The sequence below is a fragment of the Paraburkholderia phymatum STM815 genome (assembly GCF_000020045.1).
GTDB lineage: Bacteria > Pseudomonadota > Gammaproteobacteria > Burkholderiales > Burkholderiaceae > Paraburkholderia > Paraburkholderia phymatum.
The window spans coordinates 479,447-491,993 of record NC_010622.1; the positions used below are offsets into that span (position 1 = coordinate 479,447).

The 12,547-nt window shown below is 62.9% G+C and carries 13 protein-coding genes; 5 read left to right on the top strand and 8 right to left on the bottom strand.

The features are described from left to right. Nucleotides 1-119: 119 nt before the first annotated feature. Entirely contained in the window at nucleotides 120-1,655 is a 1,536-nt protein-coding gene (gene glpD / locus BPHY_RS02095) for a glycerol-3-phosphate dehydrogenase (RefSeq protein ID WP_012399839.1), read from the bottom strand. Nucleotides 1,656-1,867: 212 nt separating this feature from the next. Between glpD and BPHY_RS02100 the strand changes: the two genes are divergently transcribed. Next, complete coding sequence (locus BPHY_RS02100; protein WP_012399840.1) at nucleotides 1,868-2,257, top strand: hypothetical protein; 390 nt, start codon at nucleotides 1,868-1,870, stop codon at nucleotides 2,255-2,257. A gap of 196 nt (nucleotides 2,258-2,453) precedes the next feature. Here the strand turns inward: BPHY_RS02100 and BPHY_RS02105 are convergent, their stop codons facing one another. After that, the gene (locus BPHY_RS02105; RefSeq protein ID WP_012399841.1) at nucleotides 2,454-2,651 is read right to left on the bottom strand and encodes a hypothetical protein; all 198 of its coding nucleotides are present in this window, start codon (nucleotides 2,649-2,651) and stop codon (nucleotides 2,454-2,456) included. A gap of 393 nt (nucleotides 2,652-3,044) precedes the next feature. Beyond that, a complete protein-coding gene (locus tag BPHY_RS02110; protein WP_012399842.1) occupies nucleotides 3,045-3,824 on the bottom strand; it encodes a DeoR/GlpR family DNA-binding transcription regulator in 780 nt (259 codons plus the stop codon). 418 nt (nucleotides 3,825-4,242) lie between these two features. On the opposite strand from BPHY_RS02110, the gene BPHY_RS02115 reads away from it, so the two are divergent. Next, the gene (locus BPHY_RS02115; RefSeq protein WP_012399843.1) at nucleotides 4,243-5,070 is read left to right on the top strand and encodes a ferritin-like domain-containing protein; all 828 of its coding nucleotides are present in this window, start codon (nucleotides 4,243-4,245) and stop codon (nucleotides 5,068-5,070) included. Nucleotides 5,071-5,108: 38 nt separating this feature from the next. After that, nucleotides 5,109-5,633 (top strand): hypothetical protein, encoded by a 525-nt coding sequence (locus BPHY_RS02120; protein WP_012399844.1) that lies wholly within the window; start codon nucleotides 5,109-5,111, stop codon nucleotides 5,631-5,633. Between the two features lie 45 nt (nucleotides 5,634-5,678). Here BPHY_RS02120 and BPHY_RS02125 read toward each other — a convergent pair whose 3' ends face one another. From BPHY_RS02125 to BPHY_RS02140, 4 genes are all read right to left on the bottom strand, one after another. Then, nucleotides 5,679-7,247, bottom strand: coding sequence for a DEAD/DEAH box helicase (locus BPHY_RS02125; protein ID WP_012399845.1), 1,569 nt, complete (start codon nucleotides 7,245-7,247; stop codon nucleotides 5,679-5,681). Nucleotides 7,248-7,443: 196 nt separating this feature from the next. Beyond that, entirely contained in the window at nucleotides 7,444-8,064 is a 621-nt protein-coding gene (gene trhA, locus BPHY_RS02130) for a PAQR family membrane homeostasis protein TrhA (protein ID WP_012399846.1), read from the bottom strand. 173 nt (nucleotides 8,065-8,237) lie between these two features. Next, complete coding sequence (locus tag BPHY_RS02135) at nucleotides 8,238-9,536, bottom strand: c-type cytochrome (protein ID WP_012399847.1); 1,299 nt, start codon at nucleotides 9,534-9,536, stop codon at nucleotides 8,238-8,240. A 20-nt stretch (nucleotides 9,537-9,556) separates the two neighbouring features. Then, on the bottom strand, nucleotides 9,557-10,288 hold the full coding sequence (locus BPHY_RS02140; protein ID WP_041763237.1) for a c-type cytochrome: 732 nt from the start codon (nucleotides 10,286-10,288) through the stop codon (nucleotides 9,557-9,559). A 479-nt stretch (nucleotides 10,289-10,767) separates the two neighbouring features. On the opposite strand from BPHY_RS02140, the gene copC reads away from it, so the two are divergent. Then, complete coding sequence (gene copC, locus BPHY_RS02145) at nucleotides 10,768-11,145, top strand: copper homeostasis periplasmic binding protein CopC (RefSeq protein WP_041763668.1); 378 nt, start codon at nucleotides 10,768-10,770, stop codon at nucleotides 11,143-11,145. Then, nucleotides 11,142-12,071, top strand: coding sequence for a CopD family protein (locus BPHY_RS02150; protein WP_012399850.1), 930 nt, complete (start codon nucleotides 11,142-11,144; stop codon nucleotides 12,069-12,071). The genes copC and BPHY_RS02150 overlap by 4 nt, the downstream gene beginning before the upstream one ends. Before the next feature lie 37 nt (nucleotides 12,072-12,108). Here the strand turns inward: BPHY_RS02150 and BPHY_RS02155 are convergent, their stop codons facing one another. Further along, complete coding sequence (locus BPHY_RS02155; protein WP_012399851.1) at nucleotides 12,109-12,411, bottom strand: hypothetical protein; 303 nt, start codon at nucleotides 12,409-12,411, stop codon at nucleotides 12,109-12,111. Nucleotides 12,412-12,547 lie beyond the last annotated feature (136 nt).

Sequence of the window (12,547 nt, forward strand, 5' to 3'; positions counted from 1 at the left end):
GGTCACGCGAAAAATGTAGTGCCTGCGCGGATTGTTGCATGCGCGGCGGCGCGGTGGAATCGCCGCGCGCTGCTGCGGGCGAGCGCTGTGCTCGCGGTGTGCCCGCAGTGCCGAAAGGCTCAGGCATGTTGCTTGGACGTCTCGCGGGCGAGCCACGCGTCGATTTCGCGCGTGACGCTGTCGAGTGCGCCCGGCTCGACGTGCAGGCCGAGCTTCGAGCGGCGCCACAGGACATCGCGTGCCGTCGTCGCCCATTCCGTTTCGCGCAGATAGCGCAACTCCGCTTCATATAGACCGGGCGCGAACTGCTGGCCGAGATCGGCAAGCGAACGTGCATCGCCGATCACGCGTTCGGCCCGCGTGCCGTAAGCGCGCGCATAGCGGCGCGCGAGCGTAGCGGGAAGCCACGTGTGATGTTGCGCGAACTGTGCAGCGAAGCGCTCGAAGTCGGCACGCGCGATGTCGCCGCCCGGCAGCGGCACGCCCGCCGTCCACGCCCGCTTGTCGTGCCGCAGAGCGCGTGCAAGATCGTCGACGGCCTCTTCCGCCAGCTTCCGAAAGGTCGTGATTTTGCCGCCGAATACCGATAGCAGCGGCGCTTCGCCCGCAGGCGCGTCGAGTTCGAGCCGATAGTCGCGCGTCACGGCGGAAGGGTTGTCCGCGTTTTCGTCTTCGAGCAGCGGACGCACGCCCGAATACGTCCAGTACACATCGCGCGGTGCGATGTGCTGCCTGAAGTAGCGGTTGATCGAATCGCACAGGTACTGCGTTTCGGATGCATCGATCGCGACCTGCGACGGATCGCCCTTGTATTCGAGGTCCGTCGTGCCTATCAACGTGAAGTCGCGTTCATACGGAATCGCGAAGATGATGCGCTTGTCCGGATTCTGGAAGATGTACGCATGATCGTGCTCGAACAGGCGACGCACGACGATATGGCTGCCCTTCACGAGCCGCACGCTGTAATTCGTTTCCTGTCCGCGCGACAGCGGGCCGCGCAGCAGTTCGCCGACCCACGGCCCAGCGGCATTCGCGATCGAACGCGCGCGCACGGTCGTGACGGAGCCGTCGGCGCGCAGCAGCTGCGCGTGCCATTCGCCGTTCGCGCGCGCCGCGCCCACCAGCTTCGTGCGTGTGAGGATGGTTGCGCCGTGTTCGTGGGCGTCGAGCGCATTCAGCACGACGAGGCGCGCGTCGTCCACCCAGCCGTCCGAATAGACAAAGCCGCGCTTGATCGAATCGACGAGGGGCTGGCCGGCGGGATGCTTGCGCATGTCAATGCCGTGCGAACCGGGCAGCAGCTCGCGACGCGCCAGATGGTCGTAGAGAAACAGGCCGGCGCGAATCAGCCAGGCCGGCCGCAGATCGGGCATGTGCGGCATCACGAAGCGCAGCGGCCACATGATGTGCGGTGCCGCGCGCAGCAGCGTCTCGCGCTCCTGCAGTGCCTTGCGGACCAGCCCGAACTCGCGATATTCCAGGTAGCGAAGGCCGCCGTGAATCAGTTTCGTGCTGGCCGACGACGTGTGCGCCGCCAGATCGTCCTGTTCGCAAAGCAGCACGGAGAGACTGCGGCCCGCGGCGTCGCGCGCGATGCCCGCGCCGTTGATCCCGCCACCGACGACGAGCAGGTCATAAATGGAGTCTTGCGTCACCCGGAATGCCCCTGACGGAGAAAAAGTGGGGTTGATGTGAAAACGTAATGTTCGTTTTCGAAACTTTAATGAACATATTCGAAAAAGTAAAGTTCGGCTTGCCGCAGATCGGTGCGCGATTTCGCAAGTGCTGGTACCGTGCTGGCGCGAATGCGGCGCTCAGCCGATACTTCCTGCAAGCAGCCGGCTTGCGGCGATACGAGGTGAATTCCATGCGTAGACTCCGGATGGCGGGCGCGGCGGCGTTCGCGGTCGCGACGACGCTGACGGGATGCGTCAGCACGCCGAGCCTGAACGGAACGATGGGCGCGCCGTCGTTTCCGGATTTGCAGGCCATGTGCGGCAGCCAGCCCGCCGATTACGGCAGCGATGCCCAATCCGTCTATGTGACGCTGTTCGACGCGTATGTCGCGAGCAAGCGCGGCGGGCTGTCGAAAGCGGATTACTGCGCTTTCCAGACGGCGCTGGCGCAGCGATATGCGGCGCAAGGCACGAGTACCGATCCGGAGTTGCGCCGTCAGTGGGTGGAGTTCTTCAACGCGCAGCGTGTGAAGGCGATGAGCTGGCGTGCGGCAGTCGATCCGACGCTGCGAGCAGGCTGAGCGCCTGATTCGAATGCACGGGCGCGCACGCACACGCGCCATTCAGCCGCGGTGCGCCAGGCGTGAAAACATAAAGACGGTCAGGCGGGCAGTTCCGCGTGACCGTCCAGGCGTCCGTATGCTCGCGTGTCCGTTGCGGGCACGCCGACGGCCGCAGGTGATGACAGGCAAAGGTGCGAAGCGCGATCGATTGCCGTCAGGAAAAGCGCTTGATAGCCCGGAGAGCCGTATCGCCGGATTCCGTGATGCGCCATTGCTGCAAGCCCGACGCGAGTTTTTCGAGCTCTACGAGCTGCCGTTCGAGCAGTGCGTCAAGCTCTTCGCGTTCCATGTCGACCTGATTGGGGGCGTCCTTGACGAGCAACAACGTGGCGAATTCATGCGGACTCAGCATCGTTTCTCTCCATGTCAAGCGTACTCGGGTTGCCATTGCGTCAGCCGACGGCCCTGCCGGCAAACGGAGGATCCAGCAGCTGGTGATTACCGTGGATCAGGCTCGAGGTTTTGCACTCTTCGCCCCACGTCCAATGCGGCATCGCTCGGTCCAAATACGTTTAAGGACGTTTAAGGACGTTGGGGAACTGGAGTGTAGTCAATCGCAGCCTGAAGTCCAAACCGGCGCACGTAAATTTTCCCGTTGACAGAGACACGTGCGCGAGGCGGTCCGGCGCAGCCGGCAAATCCTTGACTTCACTAGAGGATTCGCGTGCGGTGCAACATGGCGGAAATGGACTTGCGGCCGCGGCTGGACATCGGAGCGAATGCGCCGTGGGTGCTCGTTGAGCCGTTACCCGGCGATATAGACCTGGGTGCCAGAAGTCGCCAGCGTTTCGGCCATATCGGGCGGCGGCGGCGCGTCGGTAAAAAGGGAATCGATCTGGCTCAGGTGACCTTGACGCACGAGCGCCGGGCGGCCGAACTTCGAGTGATCGGCGGCGAGAAAAACGGTGCGCGAATGTTCGATGATCGCTTCGGCGACGCGTACTTCGCGTGTGTCGAAGTCGCGCAGCGTGCCGTCCGTTTCGATGCTCGACGTGCCGATGATCGCAAAGTCGACCTTGAACTGGCGGATGAAGTCGATCGCCAGTTCACCGACGATGCCCTTGTCCCACGGACGCACGATGCCGCCCGTCACCAGCACTTCGCAATCCGGATAGCCGCTCATCATGCTCGCGACGTTCAGATTGTTCGTAATCACGCGCAGTCCGCGGTGGCGGTTCAGCGCGCGTGCGACTTCTTCCGTCGTCGTGCCGAGATTGATGAAGAGGGAGGCCTGATCGGGGATGTGGGTCGCGACGAGCGCCGCGATGCGCCGCTTTTCGTCGTGGAACATCCGCTGACGCGCGCTGTACGAGACGTTTTCGGAACTGGTCGGCAGGCTCGCGCCGCCGTGATAGCGGCGCAGCAGGTTCATGTCGGCGAGCCAGTTGACGTCGCGGCGGATAGTCTGCGGCGTTACGTCGAAGTGCGCGGCCAGATCGTCGACCGTGACGAAGCCGTCGCGTTGGACCCACTCCAGCAATTCCTGTTGACGTGCGTTCAGCGTGAGGCGGGGGTCTCGTGTCATGGTGTTTTTTGTGAGCACCGCACCGTAAGCGGGCGAAGGTTGGCTTGGCCGTATTGTAAGACCTTCGTTGCCGTCGCCGTCGCCCGTCGTGGGCAGCGGATTTTTTTGCGTGTTTGAATGTCGATCTAAAGGCAGTGTCGGAAGGGGTTAAGGTCCCCGAAGGTGTTCGGAGCATCGGCGCGAAATGGGATGTAATGCGTCTTTGTGCATTCGCACGATCAATCAACGTTTGCGCGGAACTGCGCCGATAAGGCATGGTCTGTGCTGTGTGATCTGCGAAATTGCAGAGCAACGGCTAAGATGAAGATAAAAATTCAATGTTGCAAGGCACTGTAGCTGTCACGTGCCGGCGATCGCGAACCGGCCACATGCGGTTCAACCCGCGCACGAGACACTACGGTTTTCGGAGCAGACTTTTATGCACAACGAGGCTGGTCATGTGATGCCCTGGCGCATCGAAGATATCGATCTCAATCGTGTCGACCGTCAACGCGCGGCCGCCAATGAAGACCTTCTTTTGCTCCTGTGTGCGTCTTCGTTTATCGAAAGCGGTACGGATCTCTACACGAGCAATCTGAGCAAATTCTTCAACGGCGATCCCGAGGTCTCCGCGTGGCTCAACAATGAATGGGAGCCCGAAGAGATGCAGCACGGCCGGGCGCTGAAGGCTTACATCGCGCACGTGTGGCCGGAGTTCGACTGGGACACGGCGTTTCGGAACTTCTTCGAGGAATACTCGAAGACCTGCAGCGTCGAAGACTTCGAGAAGACGCGCGCGCTGGAGATGGTCGCGCGCTGCGTCGTCGAAACGGGAACGGCGACGTTGTACCGCGCGATCGGGGTATGTTCGGACGAGCCGGTGCTGAAGGAAATCACCGACAACATCCGCACCGACGAAGTCCGTCACTACAAGCACTTTTTCAAGTATTTCAAGAAGTACAACAAGATCGAGGGCAATGGGCGGCTCGCCGTGCTCGGCGCGTTGATGCGGCGCGTGATGGAAATCAAGAACGAAGATTCGGAGATCGCGCTGCGTCATGTGTTCGCGGTCCGCTATCCCGAGCGCGTCAACGACCCGGCGTATAACCGCGACAAGGCCGCGCGCGTGAACCGGCTCGTACGGCACAACCTGTCCGCCGATATGTGTGTGAAGATGCTGCTCAAGCCGCTCGAACTGCCGGCGAAAATTCAGCCTGGCGTCCATTACCCGCTCGCGAAGATCACGCAGCACGTGTTTTTCCGCTGAATGTCGCGCGTCGCGGTCAGGCTCTGGAGGTAACAGGCATGACGGCATCCACGGATCACAACCGCGCACTCGATCAACAGGTCTTCGACGAATGGCCTGTCGAATTGCGCGCGTTGTTCGATGGTTCGGCGCTCGAGTCGAAGGTCGGCTTCACGGCGTCGCTGCTGACCGTCGACGAACGCAGTGCACATGTGCGCACGTCCTTGCTCGGCATCGGTGAACTGTACGCACCTGACTCGCGCACGCTAAGCGCCGCGCTGTGGCCGCAATCGCGCGCGGCCCGCGCGATTACGCAAAGCGGACGCGCCGCCTTGACCTTCGTGTTCGATGGCACCTTCTATCAGGTTCAACTCGCACTCGTGCCGTTAAACGCGGATGCCGGTGGACTTGCGTGTTTCTCGGGAACGATCGATTCGGGCGAAGCGCAGCGCGTGCGTTACGCCCGCCTGACGGCGGGTATCACGTTCGATCTGACAGAGGGCAGAGATGCCGTACTCGAACGCTGGGCCCAGCAGATCGAGCACCTGAAGAGAGCTGCAGGCACTGCGGCAAACGGCACATAGGAGCGGGACGTCCGCGGTGAAAGCGGCGGACGTCTTTGCATTGCTTCAGTTGCCGCGCTGACCGCGCGGCGCATCGCTACGCGGCTTGCCGCCGAGCAGGGCGCCCGGGTTCGCATTGCGCGGCTTGCGTGGTGCGTGCGCCGCATGCGGCGTGTGCGCGCTACCCTCATGCGCGCTCGCGCGCGGTTTGTCCTGATGACGCGGCGCATCGTTGCGCGCGTGGGCTGGCTTCTGGCCTTGCGGCTTGGCGTGCTGCTTCGGCTTGTCGTTGGGTTTGTCACCCGACGTGCGATGACCACCACGCGACGCACCGTTGTTCGCACCCGCCGAACCTTCGCGCTTCTGCTGGCCCTGAGCCTGGCGCTGGCCTTGCGGCTGGCGTTGACCCTGCCCCTGCCCTTGACCTTGGCCTTGACGCGGCTGACGGCCGCCGCCGCCTTGTCCGCGGCGTTGGATCGGCTCGGGGCGCGCGTTCGGATCCGGCTCGTAGCCCGCGATCACCTCTTGCGGCACGGCGCGCTTGATCAGCTTCTCGATGTCCTTCAGCAGTTGGAGTTCGTCGACGCACACCAGCGACACCGCTTCGCCCGTCGCCCCCGCGCGGCCCGTGCGGCCGATGCGGTGCACGTAGTCTTCCGGCACGTTCGGCAGATCGAAGTTGACGACGTGCGGCAGTTGATCGATGTCGATGCCGCGCGCCGCGATATCGGTGGCGACCAGCACCTGCAACGTGTTGTTCTTGAACTCCGCCAGCGCCCGGGTGCGCGCGGACTGGCTCTTGTTGCCGTGAATGGCGAGCGCGCTGATGCCGTCCTTCGTCAGCTGCTCGGCGAGGCGGTTCGCGCCGTGCTTCGTGCGCGTGAAGACGAGCACCTGAAACCAGTTGTGCTGCTTGATCAGATGCGTGAGCAGTTCGCGCTTGCGATCGCGGTCGACAGGGTGGATCTTCTGCGCGACGGTTTCGGCCGTCGTGTTGCGGCGTGCGACTTCGATCAGCGCGGGGGCATCGAGCAGGCTGTCGGCGAGCGCCTTGATCTCGTCCGAGAAGGTGGCCGAGAACAGCAGGTTCTGGCGCTTCGGCGGCAGCTTCGCGAGCACGCGCTTGATGTCGTGAATGAAGCCCATATCGAGCATGCGGTCCGCTTCGTCGAGCACGAGGATCTCGAGATGCGACAGGTCGATGGTCTTCTGCTGCATGTGATCGAGCAGACGCCCTGGCGTCGCGACGACGATGTCGACGCCGCGACGCAGTGCATCGATCTGCGGATTGATGCCGACGCCGCCGAACATCACGGTCGACTTGAGCTTCAGATACTTGCCGTACGCGCGCACGCTTTCCTCGACCTGTGCGGCGAGTTCGCGGGTCGGCGTGAGGATCAGCGCGCGCACCACGCGCTTGCCGCCTGGCGCGGGCGGCATCGTGAGAAGACGTTGCAGGATGGGCAGCGTGAAGCCGGCCGTCTTGCCGGTGCCAGTCTGCGCGCCGGCCAGCAGGTCGCCGCCGTTGAGCACGGCGGGAATGGCTTGCTGCTGGATCGGAGTCGGCGACGTGTAGCCGAGTTCATTGACTGCGCGGACCAGCGGTTCGGACAAGCCGAGGGAATCAAAAGACATAAAAACTCTTTGCAATGCAATTGTGCAAACGATGCCAACGCGGCCCGAAGGCGCGTTCGCGGGCGACCCGCATGATCGCTCGCCCGACAGTCACCGTTCACGGAGAAATCGGCGGCACGCGCAATGCGTGCCGAATTGCTCGACGCGCTATGCAGACACGTCGACTGGCATTAAGTTGCATCCGCCGTCCGGCGCCTCATGCGACATATCGCGCGACGCTGACGAACTGACACAGACTGCCGGCGAGTACGAACAGGTGCCAGATGCCATGTCCGTGCCGGATGCGCTCGTCGTTGATGAAGAAGTAGATGCCGGCGCTATAGATGATTCCGCCTGCCAGCAGCCAGGCGGTGCCCGCGGTCGGCAACGCAGTCACCAGCGGGCGGATGGCAACGAGCGCAAGCCATCCCATCAGCACATACAGCACCATCGATACGCTGCGGGTACGCCGCCCGAGCGTGAGTTCCTGCATGATCCCGAGCGCGGCGAGACCCCAGCTCACGCCGAACAGCGACCATCCCCAAGGGCCACGCAGCGTGACCAGTGTAAACGGCGTATAGCTGCCCGCGATCAGAAGATAAATTGCAGAGTGATCACACTTCTGCAAGATCGCCTTAAGACCCGGCCGACGCACGCTGTGATACAGCGTCGAGATGCCGTAGAGCGCACACAGCATCGCGCCATAGACGCTGAAGCTCACCACCTTGTACGCATCGCCGTCGAGCGCGCCCATCGTCACAAGCGTCGCCAGCCCCGCGACCGATAGCACGGCGCCGACGAGGTGAGTGATGCTGTTCAGACGTTCCCCGACATGCATGGTACTTCCTCCTGCATGATGCCCACCTCATCCGCCCTGCGACACGGGACAACCGTTATACGCCCGATCTGCCGGACGTGCTTCACGTTGTCCCACTTCTTTGCCATCACCTCAAAAAGCGAAGGGCGCGGCCTCGATTATCGCAGGCCGCGCCCCAACCCTTGAGACGATGCTCAGTCGAGTGGTGCCGAACGCAGATCGGACACTTGTTGCGGCGACACAGCCGTACCGTGGTTGCCCCACGACTGGCGGATGTACGTCACCACAGCGGCCACTTCCTGATTCGACAGAGCCTGCGCGAACGGCGGCATGCCATATGGCTTCGGATTGCCGCCCGTGCTCGGCGGATAACCGCCGTTCAGCACCATGCGGATCGGGTTCACGGCCGACGGCATCTGGATCGACTGGTTGTTCGCGAGCGGAGGGAACGACGGCGGCATGCCAAGGCCGTTGTCCGCGTGACACTTCGCGCAGTTGTCAGCGTAAATCTTCTGACCTTGCTTCAACAGTTCGCCGCCGAACTGTTCCGACGTTTCCAGTTGGAGATGCTCGGGCGCCTCGCTCTTTTGCGGGATCGTCTTGAGGTACGTCGACATCGCGCGAACGTCTTCGTCCGTCATGTACTGCAGGCTGTTGTGAACCACTTCAGCCATCGGACCGAACACGGCGCCGCGTTGCGACACGCCGTTCTTCAGCAGATCGGAGATGTCCTTGATGTCCCAGTCGCCAAGACCCGCTTCCTTGTTCGACGTCAGCGAAGGCGCGTACCAGTTCTGCAGTGGGATCAGGCCGCCCGCGAAAGCTGCCGAGTTCACCGGGCCGCCCATCGCGTTGATCGACGTATGGCACATGCCGCAGTGGCCGAGGCCTTCGATCAGATACGCGCCGCGGTTCCATTCGACCGATTTGGTCGGATCAGGCTTGTACTCGCCTTCGCGGAAGAACAGCGTGCGCCAGCCGATGAGCAGGTTGCGGTTGTTAAACGGGAACTTGAGTTCGTGCGGACGGCTCGGCACGGCGACGGGCGGTACCGAACGCAGGTAAGCATAGATTGCATCCGAGTCGGCGCGCGACACCTTCGTGTAGCTCGTGAACGGGAAAGCCGGATACAGCAGGCTGCCGTCCTTCGAGCGGCCCGTGTGCATCGCGCGATAGAAGTCGTCCTGCGACCACTTGCCGATGCCGTATTGGTCGTCGGGCGTGATGTTCGGCGTGAACAGCGTGCCGAACGGCGTGGCCATCGGCAGACCGCCGGAGAATTCCTTGCCGCCGCGCACTGTGTGGCACGCAATACAGTCACCCGCGCGGGCGAGGTACTCGCCCTTCTTGATCAATGCTGCCTGGTCTGCTGGCGTGGCTGCGACAGCGGTGCCGTTATGCAAATAGTCGCTGCCCGACCACAGGACGGGAACCAGCGCGGCTGCCGCTACGACGACGACAGCCGAAAGCGCGAACAAGGACTTGCGTTTCATTGTTTGTCTCTCCCGGTGCCTTATTGCGGTTCGCTGCCGCAGGCAAGCGGAGTCTTCAACGATTTGGCGGGCGCCGGCACGGGGTTCTGCGGCGCTTGCTGCGTGGACAGCCACGCGGCGACTGCGTTCACGTCGGCGTCTGTCAGGCGCGTGGCGATCGTGTGCATGCAGTCAGGTTCGATCGCGTGGCGCGAACCCGAGCGCCATGCACCCAGCTGCGCGCTGATGTAGTCCATATGCAGGCCGACCAGACCCGGAATGGCCGGTTCCATACCCGTCAGACCCTTGCCGTGGCAGGCCGCGCACGCGGGAATCTGCCGCGACGCGTCACCGTTCAGCACGATTTCCTTGCCTTTCGCGAGCGTCGAGTCGGAGACGGTTGGCTTCGTCGGCGTCGGATACGGCGGACGCTGCTGCGAGAAGTACGTCGCAATGTCGTGAAGGTAGTCGTCGGAGAGATACGTGACGAGGTAGTTCATCGGCGGATACTTGCGCCGCCCTTCGCGGAAGTTCTGCAACTGATTGAAGAGGTACTCGGCCGGCTTGCCAGCGAGACGCGGGAAGTAGTCGTTGTCCGTGCCCTGACCTTTCGAGCCGTGACACGCCGTGCAGCCTTGCACGCGCGCTTCCATTGTGTCCGGAGCTTTAGGCTGGGTCTGCGCTTGCACAGCGCTTGATACGCCGGTACACCCGATCAAAAGCAGGGCGAGCAACGGGCGGAAAATGCGTCTTGAAGACACGCGTAACTCCATCATTATCGTGGGCTTGGCCGAACTTCGAACGGATCGGTGTGTGCTGCGCGATGAATGCCTGCGGAAGGTGCGCGGCGACGCAGCATTCTAACATCGATGGGTTATGGTGACTATTTGCCACATGCGACGACTTTCCTGCTTGACGCGCCTCGCCGGCGCGCCGTTGCGACAAGTTGACGCAATCCGCCGTCATCTGCCGTCTTCCCACCTGCGTGCGAACGAAGGCTGGCCTGGCGGCAACGCTTCCACCTATTTTAAGATTGCGCATTTTGCTTCGGCGGCGACTGTCTCTTTGTTGCCTCGTTCTGTTTCAGTTTTGAGCGAATTCGTGTAGGGCGCTGCGCTTGAACGCCGCCGCTTCATGACTACGCGTGATGGCTACTGCTTCATGGCCGATGAAGGTCGTTGAACTGACTGAACTGCGAGACATCGAAGCGTACTATCCCGTCCATCCCTGCGTTTTCCATCCAGGCCAGCCTATGACTCTTTCCTTGTCCTTGAACATGCCACTTCGCTGGCTCGCGGCGTGCGGTGTATCGCTCGCCATCGCGTCGAACGCTTTTGCCCATGCTACGCCCACCTCGCGCGATCCAGCGCCGAACGCCGAAGTCGCCGCGCCTTCGGCCGTGACCCTCCACTTCAGTGAGCCGCTCGAGCCGGCGTTCAGCAAGATCGTGCTCGTCGATGCAAGCGGCAGGCCTGCTGCGTCGGCGGCATCGCAAGTCGATGCACAGGACAAGAAGACGATGTCGCTCACGTTGCAGTCGTTGGCGCCCGGGCGTTACACCGTGCAATGGGCGGCAGTCGCCGAAGACGGGCATCGCACGAAGGGCAGCTACGGGTTCAGCGTCAAATGAAAGTCGACGGATTGTGGATCGGGCAGGTCGCCATGGCTGTGCTCATGAATGTTGCGTTCGCGTTTGCCGTCGGTTCGGCATTGCTCGGCGCGTGGCTCGCCAACGATGCGCAGGCCAGGATCGCGCCCGCGCGCCCGGCATGGTTGCGGGCGCAGCGGTCGATGCAGGCTTCCGCGATCGTGCTGGTGCTGGCCGACCTTGGCTGGCTGCTCTATCAGGCGGCTGAGATGGCGGGCGTGCGCCTGCCTGAAGCCTTCGGTGTCGTGCCGACGATGCTGTCGCAAACGCACGTCGGCTTTGGCTGGAGTGTCGCGTTTGCGGGCGCGCTCGTGCTGGTGCTCGTGTCGTTCGCACGACAGACCAATGTGTTGCGCAATGCGCTGCTGTGGCTCGCCGTGATCGCGATCGCGGGTGGCAAGGCGGCGCTGGGTCACGCCGCCGATGCAGGCGTGGCATCGGCGGCGATCGGCATGCACACGGTTCACGTGCTCACGACATCGGTGTGGGGCGGACTCGTGCTCGCGGCAGGTTTGTCGGTGCTGCCCGCGCTCGGCACGTCGATCGCTCGCGGCGTGCTGATCCGCACGGCGACGCAACTGTCGAATGTGTCGCTCGTCGCCGTCGTGTTCGTTCTGCTATCGGGCGTGTTCAACGCGGCGCGAGGGGCGGGCAATTCGTTTCTAGCGATTGAAACGAGCACGTGGGGGCACGTGCTGCTGCTCAAACTCGCGCTGGTTGCACTGGCGCTGGTGCTAGGCGGGCTGAACCGCTTTCAGGCATTGCCGCGATTGCGCCGCACGGCTTCGACGATGGATGCACATACGTTTTCCAATCTGCTGTATCTCGAAGCGCTCGCGATGCTCGGCGTCTTCGCTGCGGCAGCTGTGCTGTCGCACAGCGTGCCGGGTTTCGCAGCGCTCGGCTGAGCGCGAGGTTGCGGCGTCGGCGCAGGCACGCAGCGGGTCATTCATAACCCAGCTTGTGCCTGACGACGGGTGCAAGGACCAGCACGATCGCGCAGCCCCCCAACTTGCCTTCGAGTTCGGCCGCGGCTGCGTGCGTGCTCGTCATATGCGTGAGCAGATCGAACAGTTGCGGCAGGCAATAGAGAAGCGCTGCGCCGATAAAACATCGTTCGATTGTTGCCATATGCCAGCCGCGTCGATACGCGAGCACCGCGCCGATCGCGCGCAGCACGCCGAACACGATCAGCGCGTCAACAGCCGCCTGTTCGCGGATCAGATAGTCGGGAAGAAATTCGCCCATGACGTTTCCCCGGTTCGAATGGTGGTCTGCATGCCATTCAGCAAGGAGTGCGCCAAGCGCTTGGCGATGGGCTTGTGCAAGGCTGGGGCGCTCGTCCAGCATAGACTCGTGCGTACCGCTGCGGATCCGCGCGAAG